Source organism: Sphingomonas sp. dw_22 (assembly GCF_018449795.1).
In the GTDB taxonomy this organism is placed as follows: Bacteria; Pseudomonadota; Alphaproteobacteria; order Sphingomonadales; family Sphingomonadaceae; genus Sphingomonas.
The window spans coordinates 23,821-45,208 of the sequence record NZ_JAAVVE010000023.1; the positions used below are offsets into that span (position 1 = coordinate 23,821).

General features: G+C 68.5%; 17 protein-coding genes. 4 read left to right on the forward strand and 13 right to left on the reverse strand.

The features are described from left to right. Positions 1–22: 22 nt before the first annotated feature. From HB724_RS11710 to HB724_RS11765, 12 genes are all read right to left on the reverse strand, one after another. Entirely contained in the window at positions 23–769 is a 747-nt protein-coding gene (locus HB724_RS11710) for an NUDIX domain-containing protein (protein WP_213981121.1), read from the reverse strand. Between the two features lie 36 nt (positions 770–805). Beyond that, positions 806–1,864, reverse strand: a complete 1,059-nt coding sequence (locus tag HB724_RS11715) for a PepSY-associated TM helix domain-containing protein (RefSeq protein ID WP_213981122.1) — start codon at positions 1,862–1,864, stop codon at positions 806–808. Between the two features lie 16 nt (positions 1,865–1,880). Beyond that, entirely contained in the window at positions 1,881–3,977 is a 2,097-nt protein-coding gene (locus HB724_RS11720; RefSeq protein WP_256731476.1) for a TonB-dependent receptor, read from the reverse strand. 205 nt (positions 3,978–4,182) lie between these two features. Beyond that, entirely contained in the window at positions 4,183–5,193 is a 1,011-nt protein-coding gene (locus HB724_RS11725; RefSeq protein WP_213981124.1) for an SMP-30/gluconolactonase/LRE family protein, read from the reverse strand. An 11-nt stretch (positions 5,194–5,204) separates the two neighbouring features. Next, positions 5,205–6,548: a gluconate:H+ symporter gene (locus HB724_RS11730; protein ID WP_213981125.1), complete on the reverse strand. Its 1,344-nt coding sequence runs from the start codon at positions 6,546–6,548 to the stop codon at positions 5,205–5,207. Continuing rightward, positions 6,548–8,803, reverse strand: coding sequence for a glycoside hydrolase family 3 N-terminal domain-containing protein (locus HB724_RS11735; RefSeq protein WP_213981126.1), 2,256 nt, complete (start codon positions 8,801–8,803; stop codon positions 6,548–6,550). The genes HB724_RS11730 and HB724_RS11735 overlap by 1 nt, the downstream gene beginning before the upstream one ends. After that, positions 8,800–9,912 carry a Gfo/Idh/MocA family oxidoreductase gene (locus HB724_RS11740; protein ID WP_213981127.1) on the reverse strand — a complete coding sequence of 371 codons (1,113 nt, stop codon included), beginning with the start codon at positions 9,910–9,912 and terminating at the stop codon, positions 8,800–8,802. The genes HB724_RS11735 and HB724_RS11740 overlap by 4 nt, the downstream gene beginning before the upstream one ends. 85 nt (positions 9,913–9,997) lie before the next feature. Next, positions 9,998–11,335 carry an ATP-binding protein gene (locus tag HB724_RS11745; RefSeq protein ID WP_213981128.1) on the reverse strand — a complete coding sequence of 446 codons (1,338 nt, stop codon included), beginning with the start codon at positions 11,333–11,335 and terminating at the stop codon, positions 9,998–10,000. Then, positions 11,332–12,054 carry a response regulator gene (locus HB724_RS11750; RefSeq protein ID WP_213981129.1) on the reverse strand — a complete coding sequence of 241 codons (723 nt, stop codon included), beginning with the start codon at positions 12,052–12,054 and terminating at the stop codon, positions 11,332–11,334. Before HB724_RS11750 ends, HB724_RS11745 begins: the two co-directional genes overlap by 4 nt. Positions 12,055–12,098: 44 nt before the next feature. Beyond that, positions 12,099–12,482, reverse strand: coding sequence for an OsmC family protein (locus HB724_RS11755; RefSeq protein WP_213981130.1), 384 nt, complete (start codon positions 12,480–12,482; stop codon positions 12,099–12,101). Between the two features lie 70 nt (positions 12,483–12,552). After that, positions 12,553–13,194, reverse strand: a complete 642-nt coding sequence (locus HB724_RS11760) for a PilZ domain-containing protein (RefSeq protein ID WP_213981131.1) — start codon at positions 13,192–13,194, stop codon at positions 12,553–12,555. A 163-nt stretch (positions 13,195–13,357) separates the two neighbouring features. After that, positions 13,358–13,942: a TetR/AcrR family transcriptional regulator gene (locus HB724_RS11765; RefSeq protein ID WP_213981132.1), complete on the reverse strand. Its 585-nt coding sequence runs from the start codon at positions 13,940–13,942 to the stop codon at positions 13,358–13,360. Between the two features lie 184 nt (positions 13,943–14,126). On the opposite strand from HB724_RS11765, the gene HB724_RS11770 reads away from it, so the two are divergent. The 4 genes from HB724_RS11770 to HB724_RS11785 all read left to right on the forward strand — a co-directional run bounded on the left by HB724_RS11770 (position 14,127) and on the right by HB724_RS11785 (position 20,615). Continuing rightward, complete coding sequence (locus tag HB724_RS11770) at positions 14,127–15,311, forward strand: efflux RND transporter periplasmic adaptor subunit (RefSeq protein ID WP_256731473.1); 1,185 nt, start codon at positions 14,127–14,129, stop codon at positions 15,309–15,311. 9 nt (positions 15,312–15,320) lie between these two features. Further along, positions 15,321–18,518, forward strand: coding sequence for a multidrug efflux RND transporter permease subunit (locus tag HB724_RS11775; protein ID WP_213981134.1), 3,198 nt, complete (start codon positions 15,321–15,323; stop codon positions 18,516–18,518). Next, positions 18,515–19,921 carry an efflux transporter outer membrane subunit gene (locus HB724_RS11780; RefSeq protein WP_213981135.1) on the forward strand — a complete coding sequence of 469 codons (1,407 nt, stop codon included), beginning with the start codon at positions 18,515–18,517 and terminating at the stop codon, positions 19,919–19,921. The genes HB724_RS11775 and HB724_RS11780 overlap by 4 nt, the downstream gene beginning before the upstream one ends. An 85-nt stretch (positions 19,922–20,006) precedes the next feature. Beyond that, positions 20,007–20,615 (forward strand): alpha/beta hydrolase, encoded by a 609-nt coding sequence (locus HB724_RS11785; RefSeq protein ID WP_213981136.1) that lies wholly within the window; start codon positions 20,007–20,009, stop codon positions 20,613–20,615. Here HB724_RS11785 and HB724_RS11790 read toward each other — a convergent pair. Further along, a complete protein-coding gene (locus HB724_RS11790) occupies positions 20,612–21,376 on the reverse strand; it encodes an exonuclease domain-containing protein (RefSeq protein WP_213981137.1) in 765 nt (254 codons plus the stop codon). The two genes, HB724_RS11785 and HB724_RS11790, sit on opposite strands and share 4 nt — an antisense overlap. Between the last annotated feature and the right edge of the window lie 12 nt (positions 21,377–21,388).

Genomic DNA, 21,388 nt, shown 5'->3' on the forward strand with positions numbered 1-21,388 from the left:
AGGATCGTCTGCTTGATGGCCTTCACGCGCGCAAGGTCCGGTCCAGCCGCTCCACCGTCACCGGATAGCCGAGATCGTCGGGAATGCAGAGATGATCGGCCCCGTCGCGCGTCTCGATCCAGGGGGTGACCGCGCGGATCGGATGCGCGTTCGCATGCGCCACCGCCTCGTCGAACGCGCCGAACAGCGCGATCCGTTCCAGATTGCGCCGCGTCGGGAAGATGATCGTCGCCTCGCCCGCATCCGCCGCATCGAGCACCGCCCGCGCGCTCGCCCAGAAGACGCGGACATTCTCGTTGCCGTCCACCATCGGCGCCGCACCCTCCGGCGCGCGAGCAAGATAAAAGCGCGTGTCGAACAGCCGATGCGGCATTCCGTGCGGCAGCCAGCGCGCGAACGGCACCAGCGCGTCGAGCCGCAGCGCCCCGCCCGCCTCCTCGATCAGCGCGCCCAGCGGCTCGCCGGCATAGACCCGGCGCTTGAGCTCAGGGATCGCGGCGCCGTCCACATCGAGCCCGACCGCGACGCCCGCTTCCTCCAGCGTCTCGCGCACCGCCGCTATCCGCGCGGCGATGTCGTCGGGATCGCCGGGATGAAGCGCCGCCAGCGCCCGGTCGCCCGGATCGATCCGCCCGCCGGGAAAGACCAGCGCGCCGCCCGCGAACTTCATCGCCCGCGCCCGCTCGACCATCAGCAGCTCGGGCGGGCCGCCGAGAACCTCGCGCATCACGATCACGGTGGCGGCGGGAATCGCCTCAGGCTCGGACATGGCCCGGGTCTAGGCGATGGCCCGGGAAAGCGCGAGTCAGCCGGGCCGGCGCTTCGGCTTCCGTCGCTTGAACCAGAAGCTCCACACGGCGAGGCTGCCGAGCATCGCCAGCGCCAGCCCCGAACAGGTCATCAGCAGCCGATAGGCCAGCCCGCCCACCTTGGCGGCATGGAGCGGATAGGCGCCGTTGAAGACCTGCGCGGCCCTGGGCAATGCCAGCGCATCGTTGGCGGCGAGCAGATGGCCGTCGGCGGCGTCGAACGACAGCGTCGAGCGACCGTTGGGCAGCCATTCGCCTGCCCGCTTCATCCGGATCGTGATCGGATCGCCGGGCTTGCGCGGGATCGAGAGGAGGCGGATCTGCGCGTCGGGAAAGCGCGCATGCGCGGCGAGGATCATCGCCCGCCAGTCGGGCGCGGGCGACAGCGGGCCGCTCTTCACCTTCGGCACGACGCTGCCCTGCGCGAGCGAGCCGAACGGCGCGACGACGATCGCCGCGAAGGGCTTGAAGATCATCATCGTGCCGGTGACTGCGGAGAGCAGCAGCAGCGGCGCGACGACGATCCCCAGATCGCGATGCTGCATCACGATCATCGGCCGGCTCATTCGCTTGGGCCAGAGGCGGAACTTGAAGGTGCGCCGCGTGCGCCACCACAGGATCGAGCCGGTGACGACGAACAGGATTCCGGCCAGCCCGGCCACGCCGATCACCGTCTCGCCGATATCGCCGGTGAAGAGATGGTGGTGCAGGTCGAAGATCCATAGCTCGGGCCGCGCCCATTGGCTCTTCCAGCTTGTGACGATGTTGCCCGCCTGATCGGCATAGGCGCCGGCGCCCTTGGGCAAGCGGAGCTGGTGCAGCCCGAACCGGTCGCCCGCATAGACGATGCCTTGCGCCTTGGGCGTCGCCATCAGTCTCTCGGTCGTCGCGGCGATCGCGGCCGGATCGGCGACGCGCGCATCGGCGGCGTGCGGCAGCGTCAGCGACAGCCAGCTCTCCTCATGCACCAGGATCGCGCCGGTCAGCCCCATGATCGCGAGCACCAGGCCGAGCACGCCCCCGGTCCAGCGATGCGCGAGGTCGATCCATTTCATCAGAAACGCCGATCCATCAGAAACGATAGTCCCAGCCCAGGGTGAACGAGCGGCCGCGCCCCGCGAAATAGCTGAGGTTATCCGTCGGCAGCCGGGTGTCGCTGCTGTAATCGATATATTGCTTGTCGAAGAGGTTGGAGGCGCTGAGCGTCAGCCCGCCGAATTTGGTCTGGTAGCGCAGATAGGCGTCGGTGAGCGTGTAGCCGCCGAAATCGTTGCGCGGGTCGCGGACCCTCCCCTGGAAGCTGCGCGACAGATAGAATTGCGTCTGGATGCGCGCCGAGAACGGTCCCTTGGAATAATCCGCCGCCAGGTTGAGGCGATCGGGCGAGATGTTGGTGCCGTCGAGATCGGTATCGACCTTGCCGTCCGGCACGGTGTCGCTGTCATAGCGTCCGTCGAGATGCGCATAGCCCGCCGACACGCGCAGGCCGTCCACCGGCAGGCGCACGCCCAGATTGAGCTCCAGCCCCTGGATCTCGGTGCGCAGCCGCTGGACGTCGAAGATGCCGCCGGGATTGGCGATCAGGAGCTGCCCCTTGTCGCTCGACGACCAGAAATAAGTGGCCGAGGCATCGAGCGGCCCGCGCTTCACCTCGACGCCGATCTCGCGGTTGTTCGAGACGATCGGGGCGATATCGAGATAATTGTCGAGATCGACATTGGGCTTGTTGATCGCGCGGGTGATGCGGCCGATGTCGGGCACTGTATAGCCTTCGGCATAGCTCGCATAGGCGCGGATGCCGGGCACCGGCTCCAGGATCACGCCGCCGTTGAGCAGCGCATCCTTGAAGGTCGGCTTGCCGCCCGAGACGAAGGTGCGCCCGGCCGAGGCCAGCGTCGTATAGTCGTCGATCTTGATCTGGACATTCTCGTAGCGGACGCCGCCGGCGAGACGCAGCTTCTTGTCGAACAGCGCGAGGTTCGCCTGGGCGAAGGGCGCATAGCTGCGGAAGTCGCTGGGCGGCACCCAGACGCGATCGGTGGCGATCAGCCGCTGCTGGGTCGAATCGGTCAGCACGTCGAAGCCGACCGTCGCGGTCAGCGCCTCGAAGCCGGGGATCGCGCGCTCATAGCTGATCTTGCCGCCGATCTTGCGCGAACGGTTCTGCGACTGATCGAACAGGTTCAGCGTCGGATCGATCTGCGGATCCTGGAACGTCGCGATCGGCGCGATCTCGCCGCCGAACGTGTCGCGGCTGCGGTTGAAGAACAGCTGGCTGACGAAATTGCCGCCCCACAGCGACGTGTCGGTATAGGAAAGCGCGACGCTCTCGGTGCGGTTGGCGGCGGGGATGCCCGGCGGGTCGCCGCGCACCGCGCTGGTCGGCAGGCCGGTCAGGCGATTGCCAGGGATCGCGACATAATCGCCGTCGCCCTTCAGCTCGAAGCGGCTGGCGATCAGGTCGATCCGTCCGGTCTCGCCGACCTGGTAGCCCAGCCGCGCGAACAGCGAGAGCGTCTTCGAATCCTGGCTCTCGCCCTGGGTGAGGTTGAGGCCGATGCGGCGCCCGTCGCCGTCGTAGAAGACGCCGCGCTTCTCATAGGCGGCGCCGATCGTCGCATCGAAACGGCCCGCCTTGTACTGGAACAGTCCGGCGACCTTGCCGCCCATGCCGTCCTTGCTGAAGTCGTTGTCCGCGCTGCCCTGGACCAGCGCGCGGCCGCTGATGCCCTCCTGCTTGGGCGCGCCGACCGTCACCTGGTTGACGATGCCGCCGGTGCCGCCGACCCCCTGGAGCGCGTTCGAGCCGTAGATCAGCTCGACCCGGTCGACGAAGAAGCCGTCGATCGTGAAGCCGTCGCGGCTGCCGTCGCGCAGCGGGGTCGATTGCGGGATGCCGTTGATCGCATAGAGCGGCGAACGGCCGCGCAGGCTCTCGCCGGCGCCGGACAGCTTCTGGCGGGTGGGCGAGAAGGACGGGGTGAGGTTCGCCACCGCATCGGTCACCGAGCCCGAGATCGCCATCTGCTGGTCGAGCGTCGCCTTGTCGATCACGTCGATCGTCAGCGGCAGCGCGTTGGGCGGCAGGATCGTGCGCGCGGCGGTGACGACGATCTCGTCGCTCGCATCGCTCGTCTCCTGCTTGTCCGAATCCTGGGCGAAGGCCATGCCCGGCAGGGTGGCGGCGAGCGCCAACAAGGGCAGCGAAAGATGAATGCGGCGCGACATGGTGTTCCCCCCGCCCGCTCGGCACCATGCCCGCGGGTCTGTCGCGCGCCGGCTAGCAGCGCTCAAATTCTAATGCAAGTCAATCGCAACAGCTAGCAAGCCGCCTGCGCGGGGACAACGAATGATAATGCTTATCAAAAGCCCCTTACCAACCCGAAATCCTCAGCCGCACGCGCACCACCTTGTCGCTGGTGGTGATGAACAGCGTCCGCCCGTCCTCGCCGAACGCCGAATTGGCGGCCGCCTTGCCGGTGGAGATCAGCCCGAGCCGCCGGCCATCGGGCGCAAGGACATGGATGCCGCCGGGACCGCTGGCGAACAGATGCCCGCTCGCCCCCACCTTCATCCCGTCGGGCAGGCCCGGCAGCCCCTTGGCGACGCCGTCGCGAAAATCCGCGAACACGCGCGAGCCGCGCGGCAGCCCATCCTCGCCCAGCGGATAGGCGTGGATATACGGCGCCTTGTCGTCGGAGACCGAGACGTAGAGCGTCTTCTGGTCGGGCGAGAGGCCGATGCCGTTGGGGCGCGTCTGGCCGGGATCGAGCAGCGCCACCTTGCCGTCGGTGCCCAGCCGGTAGACGCCGTTGAACTTCAGCTCCTTGAGCGGCGAGGCATCGCCCTCGGCCAACCCATAAGGCGGATCGGTGAAATAGATCGCGCCGGACTTCGCGATCACCAGGTCGTTGCAACTGTTGAAGCGCTGGCCCCGATAGCGATCGGCGAGGATTGTCTTCTTCTTCGTCGCCAGGTCCACCCGGGCGATAGCGCGCGTGCCGCTGTCGGCCATCACCAGCCTGCCCTGCGCGTCCATCACCATGCCGTTGGAGCCAGCCTCGCGAATCGCCTTGGGGACCGGCCCGGCCAGGCCCGAGGGCTTGAGGAACACGCTCTTCCCTTCGCCTTCCTTCCAGCGCCAGGCGATGTTCGCCGGCGGATCGGAGAAGAGCAGATAGCCGCCCTCTTTCACCCAAACCGGCCCCTCGGCCCATTGGATGCCGTCGGCGATCACTTCGATCGGCGCGTTCGCGTCGAGGATCGTGTCGAGCTCGGGATCAAGCTGCGTGATGCCGCCCACCGTGTCGGCGCGCGCCAGGGCAGGCACGAAGGGCAATGCGGCCATGCCGGCCAGCACGGTGCGGCGCGTCGTCTCGATCATCCTGTTCTCCGTCATGCAAAGGGCCAGAGCAGCAGCGCCATCGCGAAGCTGGAAAGCCCCGCGATCGTCGCGCCGATCGTCCAGCTCCGGAAGGTCTGCGCCTCCGTCAGCCCGAGATATTGCTTCACCAGCCAGAAGCCGGTGTCGTTGACATGGCTCGCCACCGTCGCCCCCGCGCCGATCGCCACCGTCACCAGCGCGATGCGATTGGGGCTGAGCGCCGCGGCGGTGATGAGCGGCGCGGCGAGCCCCGCGGCCGTGACCATCGCCACCGTCGCCGATCCCTGCGCCACCCGCACGAACGCCGAGAGCAGGAAGGCGAAGACCGGCACCGATACCTGCGCCGCGCTCACCGCATGGGTGATCTGGGTGCCGGCACCCGATTCGATCAGCACTTCCTTGTACGCCGCACCCGCACCGATGATGAGCACCATCAACCCGGCGGGTTCGAGCGCGCGGGTCATGATCTTCGAAAGCGTGGCGAACGGCGCATTCTCGACGATCCGCAGCCACGCCGTGACCGAAAGCGCCGCAAGCATCAGCGCGGTAAAGGGATGCCCGAGGAACAGCAGCAATGTCTTCGCCGGCCCCGCCGCCATCGCCTGCCCCGCCACCGCCGCGATCAGGATCAGCGCAAGCGGAAACAGCATCGCGAGCAAGGCGGGCCAGAAGCCGATCGGGCGCGTCTGCGGCGCGCCCTCGTCGAGCATCGGCGGCGGGCCGAGCGTGCCGAACCCCGGCGCGCCATGCGCCAGCGTCGCGAAGACCGGCCCCGCCAGGATCGCGGAGGGAATGCCGCAGATCAGGCCATAGAACGCCATCCGCCCGTAATCGGTGTGGAGCAGTTCGGCGACCGCAACCGGCCCGGGATGCGGCGGCAGCAGCGCATGCATCGTCATCAGCCCGGCGAGCAGCGGCAAGGCGAAATAGGTCACCCGCCGCTCGGATCGGATCGCAAGCGTGGTGAGCAAAGGCGCGAGGATGATGAAGGCAACGTCGAAGAACAGCGGCACGCCCACGACAATGCCGATCGCGGTGAGCGCCCAGGGGATACGCTTCTCCCCGAACACATCGAGCAGCCGGTGCGCAATGGCATTGACGCCGCCCGACGCCTCCAGCAGCCCGCCCAGCACCGCGCCCAGCCCGATCACCACCGCGACGAAGCCCAGCGCCTCGCCCGTGCCCTTGCGGATCGCACCGATCACCGCCTGCGGGTCGCCGCCGAACGCAAGGCCCGTCACCAGCGCCACCAGCAACAGCGCGACGAAGGGCTGGAGCTTGAGCTTGAGCACCAGCAGGATCACCGCCGCAATGCTCGCCGCGACGAGCAGCAGCGTATGCCAGGGCTCGGCCATCAGCCGAGCTTCACGCCGGTCGCGAGCGAGGTCGCCGGCACGTCGCCCGTCGCGCTGCCGGTGATCCGGAAGCTCGCCTCGCTGCGGATATCCGCCGAAGAGGCACCCGCCATCAGCTTGATCTCGCCCGGCTCGACCACCCATTTGCCCGGCTGCCAGATGCCGAACTGGGCAGCGGCGAGCGTGAAGCGCACCGTGCGCGTCTCGCCGGGCTTGAGCGTTACCCGCACGAACCCGCGAAGCTCGCGATCCGGCCGCGATACCGATGCGACGGGATCGTTGGCGTAAAGCTGGACGACCTCATCCACCGCCGTCTTGCCGGTGTTGGTGACCGCGACCGTCGCGGTCAGCGCGCCGGTGGCGGCAATCTCCGCCGCGCTCAGCGACAAGTCGCCATAGGTCACTTCGGAATAGCCGAGCCCATGCCCGAACGCGAACAGCGGCCCGATATCGACGTCGCGGTAGCGCGCGCTGTCGATGCTCAGGTCCGGATTGGCCGGGCGCCCGGTCGGGGCATGGGCATAGGGGATCGGCGACTGGCCGGTGACGCGCGGCATCCCGATCGGCAGCCGTCCGCCGGGCGAGACCTTGCCGGTCAAGACGTCGGCAATCGCCGGGCCGCTCTCCACGCCCAGCAGCCAGGTCTGGAGCACCGCCGGGATGCCGGTCAGCGCCTTCTCCAGCGCGAGCGGCCGCCCGCCCATCAGGATCGCGACGATCGGCTTGCCGGTCGCCTTCAGCGCCTCGACCAGCGCGATCTGGAGCCCCGGAAGGCCGATCTCGGCATAGCTCCGCGCCTCGCCGGTGAAGTCATAATCCTCGCCGATCGCGAGCAGCACCACGTCCGCGCGCTTCGCGGCGGCGATGGCGGCTGGGATGCCCGATCCATCGCTGCCGCGCGGCTTCACGCCGGGCTGATATTCCACCGCATTACCCAGCGCGGCGCGCAGCGTGACGCCGTCCTCCGCCTGCCCCCGCGCGCGCCACGAACCGAGCGTAGAGGAGGCATCGTCCGCCAGCGCGCCGATCAGCGCCACCTTCGCCCCCGGCTTGAGCGGCAGCAGCCCGCCTTCGTTCCGGAGCAGCACGATCGATCGCCGCGCCAGGTAGCGCGCCGCCGGCCGGTTCAGCGGCGCCTTCTCGCGTGCGGAATCGCCAAAGCCATAGGGATCGTCGAACAGCCCCAGCCGCGCCTTGGCCGCAAGGATCCGCCCCACCGCCTGGTCGACCAGCGGCAGCAGCGTCGCATCGGCCGCCACCGCTTCGCCCAGATGCTCGGAATAGGTGGCGCTCGCCATGTCCATGTCCACGCCCGCGCGCAGCGCCAGCGCGGCAGCTTCGGCGGATGTCGCCGCCACGCCGTGGTTGATGAGTTCCTTTATCGCGTTCCAGTCGCTGACGATCAGCCCCTGATAGTCCCAATCCTCCCGCAGCGTTCCGCGCACCAGCGGCGCGTTCGCGGTCATCGGCACGCCGCCCAGATCGTTGAACGCGGTCATGAAGCTCGCCGCGCCCGCCCGCGCCGCCGCGTGGAAGGGCGGCAGATAGACTTCGTTGAGCGTCCGCGTGCTCATGTCAGCGCTGTCATAATCGCGCCCGCCAATAGCGGCGCCATAGCCGACGAAATGCTTCGCGCAGGCCATCAGGCGCATGCCCTTCGCCAGATCGGCGCCCTGGAAGCCCTGCACCTGCGCCTCGGCCATGCGCGCGCCGAGATAGGGGTCTTCGCCCGCGCCCTCGACCACCCGGCCCCAGCGCGGATCGCGGGCGATGTCGACCATCGGCGTGAAGGTCCAGTGCAGCCCCGCCGCCCAGGCTTCCTCCGCTGCCAGCCGCGCCGCCGCCTCGGCCACCGCCGGATCCCAGCTCGCCGCCAGCGCCAGCGGCACGGGCAGGATCGTGCGATAGCCGTGGATCACGTCCATCGCGAAGAGCAGCGGGATCTTCAGCCGCGATTCCTCGACCGCGACGCGCTGCAATTCGCGCAGCGGCTCGGCCCCGGCGACGTGCAGGAACGAACCCATCTCGCCCTTGCGCACCCGATCGAGCATCGCCGCATCGAGCCGGGAATTGAGCGATTTCTGCCGCCCGCCGGGGATCTGGGTCATCTGGCCCAGCTTCTCCGCCAGCGTCATCCGGCCGATCAGCGCCTTGATCCGGGCGCCATGATCGCTGCCCTGCGCCGCCACCGCAACCGGCGCCCAGGCGGACGCCGCCAGCAGCGCGCCCGCCTTCACCACATCGCGCCGCCTCATGCGGTCAGCTTGATCGCACGGCCCTCGCGCGCCGATTTGTAGATCGCCTCGATCAGCCGCATGTCGCGCAGCCCTTCCTCGCCCGATACGATCGGCTCGCGCCCGGTCATCACGCATTCGGCGAGATGATCGAGCTGCCCCACGAACTGGGTCTTGGCCGGCGGCGGCAGCATGATCTGCTCGGTCTTGCCGGCGATGCGCTGCCAGATCTGATGCCCTTCATAGGGCGTGGCCGGCTCCATCCCCACCCAGCCCTTGGTGCCCGTCACGCGCGAGGCATTATGGCCGGTGGAGTAGCTGGAGATGCAGTTCGCGATCACGCCCGAGGGGAAGCGGAGCTGGAAATCGATCTGGTCCTCCACGGTCTTGAAGCGCGGATCGCTGCGGTCGGTCGATTCCATCGCGCTCACTTCGATCGGCTCCTCGCCGGAGAGATAGCGCGCGGCGTTCAGGCTGTAGATGCCGATATCCATCATCGATCCGCCGCCCGACATCGGCTTGTCGAGCCGCCAGATGCCCGGCTGCGCATAGAAGCCGCTCTCGGACGTGATGACCCTGGGCGTGCCGATCAGCCCCGATTTCACCAGCTGGATCACATGGAGATTATGCTGCTCGAAATGGCAGCGATAGCCGATCATCAGCTTCTTGCCGGCCTGTTTGGCGGCCGCGATCATCGCCTCGCATTCGGCCGGGGAGATCGCCATCGGCTTCTCGCACAGCACATGCTTGCCCGCCTTGCTCGCGCGGATCGAATATTCGGCATGCATGCTGTTGGGCAGCACGACATAGACGATGTCGATGTCAGGATTGTCGCGGATGCTGTCGTAATTCTGGTAATTATACCAGTGCGTCTTCGGAATGCCGTACTGCGCGCCGTAGCGCTCCAGCTTCTCCGGCGTGCCGCTTACCAGCGCGCGCAGCTCGGCGAACTCGCAGTCCTTGATCCGCGGCATGATCTGGGCGGTGGCGTAATAGCCCAGGCCGACGATCGCATAGCCCAGCTTGCGCTTGCCCGGCATCCTTTTGTCCTGGGCCCAGGCGGCGGGTCCGATCGCGCCGGCCACCAGCCCCGCGCCTATTCCGCCCAGCACCTCTCGACGAGTCCCCATATTCCGGCTCCTCTAGCTCTACCGACGTGTCTCCGCCGCGTTGTTGATAGCGCTACCAGCAAAGCCGCCCGCAGGCCAGCGAAACTCAGACGGGCAGCGTCACCCGGGCCAGCAATCCGGCATCGTCGCGATTTTCGAGCGTCACGTCGCCGCCATGCGCGCGCGCCGTGGCGCGGGCGCTGGCCAGGCCCAGCCCGATCCCGCCGGTATCGCGGTTGCGCGAGCGCTCGCCACGGAAAAAGGGCTCGAACACCCGCTCCAGATCCTCGGACGGAATGCCCGGGCCCTGGTCGCGCACTTCGATCACGACATGCCCGTCGATCCGGCCGAGCGAGACTTCGGCGCTCCCCGCATATTTGACCGCGTTGCAGACAAGGTTGCTGAGCATCGACTTGAGCGCGACCGGATTGCCGTCGAGCACCACCGGCTCGCCGGTATCGAGCACCACCGCCTGGCCGCGGTCGCTCAGGTCGTCGACCACCGTCTCGGCGAGCGAGCGCAGGTCGAGCGGCCGGCGCACCCCCGGCTTGCTGGTGTCGCGGACATAGGTCATCGCCGCCGAGATCATCGCCTGCATCTCGCGCAGGTCGTTCTCGCATGCCGTCCGCAGCGCCGGCGGCGCCTGTTCGAGCCGCAGCCCCAGGCGCATCAGCGGCGTGCGCAGATCATGCGCGATCGCCGCGATCACGATCGCGCGATCGTCGACATAGCGATTGAGCCGCGCCTGCATCTGGTTGAACGCATGCGCGGCCTCGGCGATCTCGGCCGGCCCCTGGAGCTCGAGCGGCGGCGCGCGGGGATCGCGGCCCAGCCGCTCGGCCGCCTGCGCGAAGGCGCCGATCGGCTTGGCGAGCCGATGCGCCAGCGCCCAGGCGAAGGGCACCACCGCGATCGCCGACAGAACAAGCCAGATGAGCACGAACCAGCGCCACGGCTCGAAGCCGTGCACCGGCTCGATCCGGAGCCAGCGCCCGTCGGGCTGGCGGATCGAAGCAGTGAAATCGCCGACAATGGGAAGGTCGCGCGCGGCGGCGTGGCTGGCGGGCGGCACGGTACGCGGCACGCTCGACCGATCGTACATCTGCTCGCGCATCAGCAGCGGCAGCGGGAAACGGACATCGATGGCCTCGGGCGGCACACCCAGCAGCATCGCCAGCGCCATCTGGGTACGCTCGCTGCGCGGATTCCACGGCGCGGGCGTCACGCTGGCGACGTGCGACACCTCGAACGCCTCGCCGCCGTCGTCGGGATGCTGCTGCAAGGCGCCGGCGACCTGCCCCACGGTATAGAGCTTGGCGGTCGGCTCCTGGATCGCGACGAGCAGCAGCAGGTTGAGGAGCTGCGTCACCGCGACGCAGATCAGCATCAGCAGGAAGATGCGCAGGAACAGCGGCGAACGTGCCGCGCCCCCGTCTCGCGTCATGCGCGCACGACTCGCGGCACGAACAGATAGCCTTCGTTGCGGACGGTGCGGATGATCTCGTCGCCGCCCGAGCGCAGCTTGCGGCGCAGGCGGCTCACCTGCACGTCGATCGCGCGATCATAGGCGTCCGAATCCGGGCCGCGCGCCGCCGCCAGCAGCGCCTCGCGCGAAAGCACGCGGCGCGGCCGCTCGATGAACACGCGCAGCACTGCGAACTCGCCGTCGGTCAGCCCCACCAGCACGCCGTTGGGATCGAACAGCTCATGGCTGCCCAGGTCGATCCGCCAGCCTTCGAAGGCATAGACATCGCCCACCGGCGCCGCGATCGCGCCGCGCTTGCGCAGCGCCGCGCGCACCGTCGCGAGGATCTCGCGCGGGCTGCACGGCTTGGGCAGATAATGGCTCGCGCCCACTTCGAGCCCCAGGATGCGGTCCTGCTCCTCGCCCAGCGCGCTCAGCAGCACCACTTCCGGCCCGTCCTGGCGCGCGATGCGGCGGCAGGCCGAAAGCCCGTCCTCGCCCGGCATCATGATGTCCAGGATCACCAGGTCGATCGGCGTGCGCGCCATGATCTGGTCCATGTCGCGCGCGCTGGACGCGGTCTCGACACGATATCCCCGCGCGCCCAGGCTATTCGCGAGCAACAGGCGGATGTCGCGATCGTCGTCGACGACGAGCAGCGTCGCCGAATCGTCCATTGCGGTGTTTGCGCTCAACATGCGGCCCTCGTGCTGATCTTGTCTGTGTTCAGGCGCTTATGGGCCTAGCCGAGCCGCGTATCAATCGGCACGCCGTTCTTGAGCGTCAGCGTGACCGGAGTCCGCTCGGCGATCTCGGCCAGCCGGGCCCCCTGCTCGGCATCGAGGCCCACCGGCGCAAGCACCCGCTCGATGCGCAACGTCTCGCCCTGGCCGTGGAGCCTGAGCTGGACCTCGATCGATTCGAGCGGCCATTGCTTGCGATCGGCATACATGCGCAGCGTGATCGCCGTGCAGGCGCCCAGGCTGGCGAGCAGCAACTCATAGGGCGCCGGCCCGGCATCGCCGCCGCCGCGCGAAGGCGGCTCGTCCGCGGTCAGCCCGCGCGCGCCGAAATCGATGGAAGTCGCATATTTGTCGCGCCCGATCCGGGCAATCGCATGGGTCATCCTGAGGCTCGGCCGTTCGATGATGGTTCGACGGCCGCCATAGCCGGGTTTCCCCCGCCTGGCACCCCGCTCAGATCCCGCCGCTTATCAGCCGATGGCGCCAGAGCGCGAAATCCTGGTAGCTCAGCCGCTCGTCGAGCCGCACGCCCGCCTCATTGTCGCGGAACCAGCGGATCGAGGCGAGGCGATAGCCGAGCCCCGGCAGCGATATCTCGCATCCGGTGCCGGGCTTGAGCATCAGGTCGCTGCGTAGCCTGCACCCGTCCTGCGAGATGTCGCTGACCCGGACGCAGACCTGCTCGCCATGCACCCGCAGCATGCCGGGCATATCCACCTTGAGCCGCGGCGCGCGGATCGGATGTCCCTCGGGATCATGGTCGCGCCGCACCAGCAGCAGCTCGGTCTCGACCGGCTGCTCGAACTCGATGCCCGCCTGCCGATCCTCGACCCAGACGACATGGCCGCGCACTTTCTGCCCGCTCTTGAACTGGATTTCCACCGTCTCGCCGACTTCCATCGGGCAATAGAACTCGGCCTTCAGGCCACCGCCGGAGATGTCCCGGACGATGCACAGTTCTTCGCAATGATCGGTCACCAGCTTGGCGACTTGCAGAACCGTGATGTGTCGTTGGCTTTTTCGCCGCTCCCCGACAATCGGGTTCGTCGCGTGGTCGTCGCCCAACTGGGACCAGTCGTGAAGCTGAGCGCACATGCCTCCCCCTTCAACTGTTACCAGAGAACGCATTACGCATGAACGCACGTTAAGTTGCGTAATTCACCGAAATTACAGGAAAATATTGGTTAACATTGAATACGCCATCAATAGGGCATCGAAACGATCCAATGATAGGCGCTGTTTATATTGTACTTTGCTCCTAATCGGCGAGTGCCGCCGAAAACAGCGCCATCAGCCGCCCGCGCAGGAGATCCGGATCCACGCTGGATAGCGGCTCGATCGCCATCGCCGAGCGCAATATGCCGGTGCCCATCAGCACGACGAGGCACAGGCTGGCGCGAAGCTCCGCGTCCGCGCCGCCCAGGGTCGCGGCCACCGGCTCCAATATGTCCTCGTCGATCGCCTCGCGGATGATCTGCGACGCCTTGGGCGACGAAGCCGATCGCAGCAGCATCAGCAACTGATCGATCTTGGCTTCCTCATCGACGGCATCCCCACCCTTGCCGTCGAGGATCAGCGTCACGAAATGCGCGGCGAGATCCCCGCGCGCCACATCGTGCATGATATGCTCGTCGTCGCCGCGCAGCGCTTCCTTGAACAGCTTTTCCTTGTTGCCGAAATAGCGGCCGACCAGCGCCGGATCGACGCCCGCGTCGCCGGCGATTTCCCGCAATCCCACATTCTCGTAGCTTTCGCGCGCGAAATGGCGCCGGGCGGATTCGAGCATCGCGGCGCGCGTCGCAGCCGCGTTGCGCACGCGCGGGCCTTGTGTCGGTGGGATCATCGCCGCTCCCTACCATCGGCGCATGGCCGGTCAATGATCGAGCGCATAGCATGTCCACGCTCGTTGACAAAGGAGAAACACCGGCCTAGCCACCACAGCCTGCGGTAAGGTTTCCCTTGTCAGAGGAGGCCTCCCGAGGGAGGATGCCGGCGGCCGCTGGACCAGGAACATACGGATGTTTTCGATGAAAGCTCAGACGGTTATCGCCGCGACTCTGGCTGGTGCGCTTCTGCTTGGCGGGTGCGGAGCGGGCGAATCGCCCCCGCCGCCCGGCCCGCCGCCGGTAACGGTTTCCGCGCCGCTGGTGCAGGACGTCGTCGATTGGGACGAATATGTCGGCCGCTTCGAGGCGATCCAGAATGTCGAAGTGCGCCCCCGCGCCTCGGGCTATCTCCAGGGCGTCCATTTCCGCGACGGCGAAACCGTCCACGCGGGCCAGCTCCTCTTCACGATCGATCCGCGACCGGCCCAGGCCGCGCTCGCCCAGGCCCAGGCGCAGCTCGCCCAGGCAGAGGCGGCGCTCGCCAATGCCCGCACCGAGCTCGCGCGCTCGCAGACGCTCGTCGCCCAGCGCGCCGCCAGCCAGGAGGAAGTCGAATCGCGCCAGGCAACGCTGCGTTCGGGCGTGGCCCAGGTCGCCGCGGCCCAGGCGAACGTCCGCGCGCGCAAGCTCGATCTCGGCTTCACCAGCGTCTATGCGCCGCTTTCCGGCCGCGTCTCGGAGCGCCGCGTCGATGTCGGCAATTCGGTGAGCGCCGATCAGACCATCCTCACCACGATCGTCTCGGTCGATCCGCTGCACTTCGTGTTCCAGGGATCGGAGGCGCTGCTGCTCAAATATCAGCGTGACGATTCGGGCGTCCGCCCGGGCACGCCGGTCCGCGTCAAGCTGAGCGACGAAAGCGACTATCTGCACAGCGGCAAGCTCGATTTCATCGACAATGCGCTCGATGCCGGCGCCGGCACGATCCGCGCCCGCGCGATCATCGCCAATCCCGGCGGCTTCCTGAAGCCCGGCATGTTCGGCTCGCTCCGGCTGGAGGCGTCGCGCCCCTATCCGGCGATGCTCGTGCCCGATACCGCGGTGCAGGCCGATGCTGCGCGCCAGGTCGTGCTCGTGGTCGGCAAGGACAATACCGTCACCGCCAAGCCGGTGCAGACCGGCCCGCTGCGCGGCGACCTGCGCGTGATCCGCAGCGGCATCGCCCGCGACGATCGCGTCATCATCGGCGGCGGCCAGCGCGCGCGGCCAGGCCAGAAGGTCACGCCGCAGCCCGGCAAGATCCAGCAGGGCCAGGCACCCGCCGTCGCGCCGCCTTCCAGCGAGGCACCGCCCGCAGGCACCGCGCTCCCCGCCGGCGGCCGCTGAGGCAGCGCCATGAACATTTCGAGCTTCTTCATCGAGCGCCCGATCTTCGCGGGCGTGATCGCGGTCTTCATCACGCTGATCGGCGCGTTCTGCTATCCGCTGCTGCCGCTCTCGCAATATCCCGAGATCGCGCCGCCGACGATCGCGGTCACCGCCAGCTATGCCGGCGCATCGGCCGAGAACATCGCCGAGACCGTCGCCGCGCCGATGGAGCAGGAGATCAACGGCGTCGAGGGCATGCTCTACATGAGCTCCTCGTCGACGCAGGGCCAGGCGACGATCACCGTCACCTTCCGGCCCGGCACCGATCTCGATGCCGCCCAGGTGCTGGTGCAGAACCGCGTCAACCTGGCCGTGCCGCGCCTGCCCGATCAGGTCCGCCAGATCGGCGTGACGGTGAACAAGCAGGAATCGGGCTTCCTGATGATCGTGGCGCTCACCTCGCCCGACGGCAGCCTCGATACCGACTATATCGGCAACTATGCCAACACCTCGATCCGTGACCGGCTGCTGCGCCTTGAGGGCGTCGGCACCGTGCAGGTGTTCGGCGGCGGCAATTATTCGATGCGCGTCTGGATCGATCCGGACAAGGCCGCCGCGCGCGACCTGACCTCGGCCGAGATCGTCGCCGCGCTGCGCGGCCAGAACGTCCAGGTCGCCGGCGGCGCGCTGGGCCAGGCGCCCTCGGGCAAGGGCAATCCCTCGTTCGAGGTTCCGGTCGACGTCCAGGGCCGCCTCGCCACGGTCGAGCAATTCTCGAACATCACGGTGAAGGCCGATCCCACCGGCGCCTCGATCACTCGGCTGGGCGACGTCGCCCGCGTCGAGCTGGGCAGCCAGGATTATTCGATCCGCGGCTCGTTCGGCGGCAAGCGCGGCATCGCGCTCGCGATCGTCCAGCAGCCGGGCGCCAACTCGCTGTCCGCGGCCGAGCGCGTGCTCACCGAGATGAACGCGATGGCCAAGGATTTCCCCCAGGGCCTGAAATATTCGATCCCCTACAATCCCACCGAATATGTCTCGGCATCGGTCGAGGCCGTGCAGCACACGCTGTTCGAGGCGGTGGTGCTGGTCGTCATCGTCGTCATGGTCTTCCTCCAGACGTGGCGCGCGGCGGTGATCCCGATCGTCGCGATCCCGATCGCGCTGGTCGGCACCTTCGCGGTGCAGCTCGCGCTCGGCTTCTCGATCAACTCGCTGTCGCTGTTCGCGCTCGTGCTCGCGGTGGGCATCGTCGTCGACGACGCGATCGTCGTGGTCGAGGCGGTGGAGAAGCATATCCGCGAGGGGCTCCCCCCGCGCGAGGCCGCGCACCGCACGATGAAGGAAGTCTCCGGCGCGCTGATCGCGATCGGCCTGGTGCTGATCTCGGTGTTCGTGCCGACGGCGATGGTCTCGGGCATTCCCGGCATCTTCTACCGCCAGTTCGCGGTGACGATCGCCGCGGCCTCCGCGATCTCGCTGCTGGTGTCGCTCACCCTGTCGCCCGCGCTCGCCGCGCTGCTGCTCAAGCCCTATCACACGAGCCATGTCGATGACGGGCCGCGCTGGCTGCGGCCGGTGCGCGTCGGCGCCGACAAGTTCAACCAGGGCTTCGAATGGCTCTCGGATCGCTATGGCCGGGTGACCGCGCGGCTGATCCGGCTCGGCCTCATCATGATATTGATCTATGCCGGGCTGCTCGCGCTGACCGGCTGGCGGCTGACCGCGACGCCCACCGGCTTCATCCCGGAGCAGGATCAAGGCTTCCTGATCGGCGTCGTCCAGTTGCCGCCGGGCTCCTCGCTCGACCGCACCAGCGCGGTGGTCGACAAGGCTTACGACATCGCCAGCAAGACCGAAGGCGTGACCGACGGTGCGGCATTCGCCGGCCTCGACGGCGCGAGCTTCAGCCAGGCGTCGAACGCGGGCGTGATCTTCCTGAAGCTCAAGGACTGGTCCGAACGCGGCCGCGCGCTCTCCGCCACTGCCCTTGCCGGCAAGCTGACCGGCGCGCTGGCGGGTGCGATCGACGGCGCGAACATCTTCATGATCTCGCCGCCTGCCGTGCAGGGCCTGGGCAACGGTTCGGGCTTCGTGATGATGATCCAGGATCGCTCGGCCAATGCCGGCTGGCGCGGCCTGGAGGGTGCGACCGGCGCGATGATGGGCGCCGCGATGCAGGAGCATAAGGTCAGCCAGGTCTTCTCGCTGTTCAACACCGCCAATCCGCGCATCCGCGCCGATATCGACCGCGACAAGGCGCAGCTCCTCGGCGTCGATCCCGGCCAGGTGTTCGCGGCGATCGAGACCTATATCGGCTCGACCTATGTCAACGACTTCAACCTGCTGGGCCGCACCTTCCGCGTCACCGCCCAGGCCGAGCCTTCGGCGCGCGACGACCTGACCGATATCGGCCGGCTCCAGGTGCGCTCGGCGAGCGGCCAGATGGTCCCGGTCTCCGCGGTCGCGACCTTCCGGCGCGATTCGGGCTCGGCCCGCGTGGTGCGCTACAACCTGCTGCCCGCGGTCGAATTGCAGGGCCAGGCCGCGCCGGGCGTCTCCTCGGGCGACGCGCTCGCGGCGATGGAGACGATGGCGGCCAAGACGCTGCCGCCGGGCTACACCTTCGAATGGACGGGCCTCGCCTATCAGCAGAAGGCGGCGGGGAGCAGCTCCGCGCTGATCTTCATCCTCGCGGTGGTGTTCGTGTTCCTCGTGCTCGCGGCGCAATATGAGAGCATCAACCTGCCGCTGGCGGTGATCCTGATCGTGCCGATGTGCATCCTGGCGGCGCTGCTGGGCGTCAATCTGCGCGGCATGGACAACAACATCCTCACCCAGGTCGGCCTGGTCGTGCTGATCGCGCTCGCCGCGAAGAACGCGATCCTGATCGTCGAGTTCGCCAAGCAGGGCGAGGAAGAAGGCATGAACCGGTTCGACGCCGCGGTGCACGCCGCGCGCTCGCGCCTCCGCCCGATCCTGATGACCAGCTTCGCCTTCATCTTCGGCGTAGTCCCGCTCGCCATCGCCTCGGGTCCGGGCCAGGAGATGCGCCAGTCGCTCGGCACCGCCGTCGCCTTCGGCATGCTCGGCGTCACGGTGTTCGGCCTGATCTTCACCCCGGTCTTCTACGTGCTGCTGCGCAGGTTCAGCCCGAAGCCGCGCGGCCAGGAGGAGACTCCGCCGCCCGAAGCACCGGTCGCAATCGCGGGAGAAGCGCAATGAAGCGCCGCCTGACCCTCACGGCCGCCTTCGCCCTTTCGGGCTGCATGGTCGGCCCGAACTATCACTCGCCCGCCCCCAAGGCCCCGGCCCAGGCGCCGCTCGCCGAATCCGCCGCGCCGAGCTTCGCGGGCGAGGAGCCGCCGGTCGAATGGTGGCACCTGTTCGAGCAGCCGGTGGTCGACCGGCTGGTGGGCGAGGCGCTGGCCGCCAATACCGACCTGCGCGTCGCCGCGGCCAATCTGCGCCAGGCCCGCGCGGTGCTGCGCGAGACCCGCACCCAGCGGCTGCCCAGCACCACGCTCAGCGGCGGCTACACCCGCACCCGCCAATCGGGCGCCTCGTTTGGCCAGAGCGCGCCGGGCAGCGATCTGGACGTTTATGACGCCGGGCTCGACGCCAGCTACCAGATCGATCTGTTCGGCAAGATTGCCCGCGCGATCGAGGCCGGCCGCGCCGACGTCGCCGCGAGCCAGGCGACCTACGACCTGACCCGCGTGACCGTCGTGGCCGAGACGATCCGCGCCTATGCCGATGCCTGCGCCGCCGGCCGCCAGCTCAAGGTGGCCCAGGAGAGCCTGCGCGTGCAGGAAGAGACGTTCGACCTCACCCGCCGCCTGGAAGCGGGCGGCCGCGGCACCGGGCTCGACACCAGCCGCGCCTCGGCCCAGCTCGAGCAGACCCGCGCCGACGTGCCGAGCTTCGAGGCGGCCCGCAAGGGCGCCCTGTTCCGCCTCGCGGTGATGACCGGCAAGCCGCCTGCGGAATTCCCCGCCGACGTCGCCGCCTGCGAGACGCTGCCGACCGTCACCAGCCCGATCCCGGTCGGCGACGGCGCGGGCCTGCTCAAGCGCCGCGCCGACGTCAGGGCCGCCGAGCGCCGCCTTGCCGCCGCCACCGCCCGGATCGGCGTGGCGACCGCCGATCTCTATCCGAGCATCAGCCTGGGCGGCTCGATCGGCTCGACCGCGCTGTCGCCGGACGACCTGTTCTCCAACAAGGGCTTCCGTTTCGGCATCGGGCCGCTGATCTCCTGGACCTTCCCCAATATCGCCGCCGCCAAGGCGCAGATCGCGCAGGCCGAGGCCGGCGCCGACGCCGCGCTCGCCACCTTCGACGGCACCTGGCTGACCGCGCTGCAGGACACCGAGACCGCGCTCGCCAACTATGTCGCGGCGGGCACCCGGGTCGAGACGCTGCGCCGCGCCACCGCCCAGGGCGAGGAAGCCGCGCGCATCGCCCGCCTGCGCTACCGTGCCGGCGCCGAGAACTTCCAGATCGTGCTCGATTCGGAACGCAGCCTCGCGGCCACCGAGGCATTGCTCGCCCAGGCCCAGGCGCAATTCTCGGACTCCACGATCACGCTGTTCCTCGCGCTGGGAGGCGGCTGGCAGAGCCCCGGCTGATCGCGGCGGCGCCTTGTCGCAAAACCGGTTTGATATCCGATCGAGTCGATATAGATTTTGCGGCGACTCCAGATGAGGGTGCGCTATGGGAAACGGTGCGCTGGCATTGCCGGGCGGCTTTTCGATCGTGACGATCGCCGAGGGTAGACCATCGGCATGGGGCGCCCTGTTCGAATCGGGTCCGCAGCCGGACGCGCACATCCCCTTCAAGGCGCGCACCACGGCCGAGCGCAACGTGCTAGCCGCCAAGCTGGACGCCGCGGTGATGCAGGCGGATCGCGCCGTGCTGCTGCTCGCCCAGGGCGCGGGCTGCTTCGCGACCGCCTGGTGGGCGCGCCTGTCCCCCACTTCCTATGTCTCGCGCGTCGCGGGCGCGCTGTTCTTCGAGCCGATCGAGAAGGACGAAGGCAGCGTCGACGGCCTGCTCGATACCTTCGCCTCGCCGCGTTCGGCTTTGCCCTTCCCCTCGATCGTGCTGGGCGGCGAGACCGTGCGCGCGGGGCTGCGCCCGCAGGTCCGTTCGCTCGCCGAGAGCTGGGGCAGCCGGGTCGTGATCGGCGGCCATGCCGCGATCGACAGTCCGCTCAGCCGCACCCGCCGCGCGATCGAGCGCTTCACCGCGAACATGGTCGAGCGCGACATGCGCGTCGCCGATGCCCTGGGAATGCGCCCCTTCCTGTTGCGGCGGGGTTAAAGCAGCAGCCGTTCCTCGGAAGCATCGCGGCCCACCGGACCGCCGCCACGGCGCCGCGCGAGCTCGGTCTGGGCGGTATGGCGCACATCCTCGTCGCGATCGTTCAGGAAGCCGGCGAGCGAATCGTCGTCGATCTCGCTCCATTCCTTGCCGCGATCGGGGCCGAAGCGGACGCGCGGCAGCAGCCCCGGCTCCTTCGACCATTGGACCAGCTGCGCCACGCTCGCCTCGTTGAGCATGTCGCGCAGATGATAGGCGGTCACATAGGCGTCGGGAAAGGCGCGGTGCGCGGGCAGGCCCCGCTCATGCACCATCCCCTCGGGCTTGCGCCAGTATCGCAGCATCTGGTTCGAGAATCCGGGCGAATCGGGCCATAGCCGCAGCGCGCATTTCCAGGTGCAGATCCAGTCGGCACCGCGGGTGAGCGAGGGCGTGCAGAATTGCTCCTCGAAGCTCGCCCGGTGCGCGGCGAGCGCGACACGGCGCGGCCAGGGGTCCAGGATCGGCCGCGCGACATCGTGCCACCAGGGCGCATCGGCGACGTCCTCGTCGCGGATATGGTGGATCGCCATGGTGAGCGGCGGGATCGGTCGGCCGGGATTGACCAGCCGATTGCCCCCCTCGCCCTGCAATTCCCAACGCCCGTCCTTGCCCAGCCCGACGTCCTGCCAGCCGATCTCGCACACGCCATGCGCGGGCGGGGCCTGGCCGGTGGTCTCTAGATCGATGACGCGGATGATGGAGGGAGGTGGCGGCGCCATGGCCCCGGATGT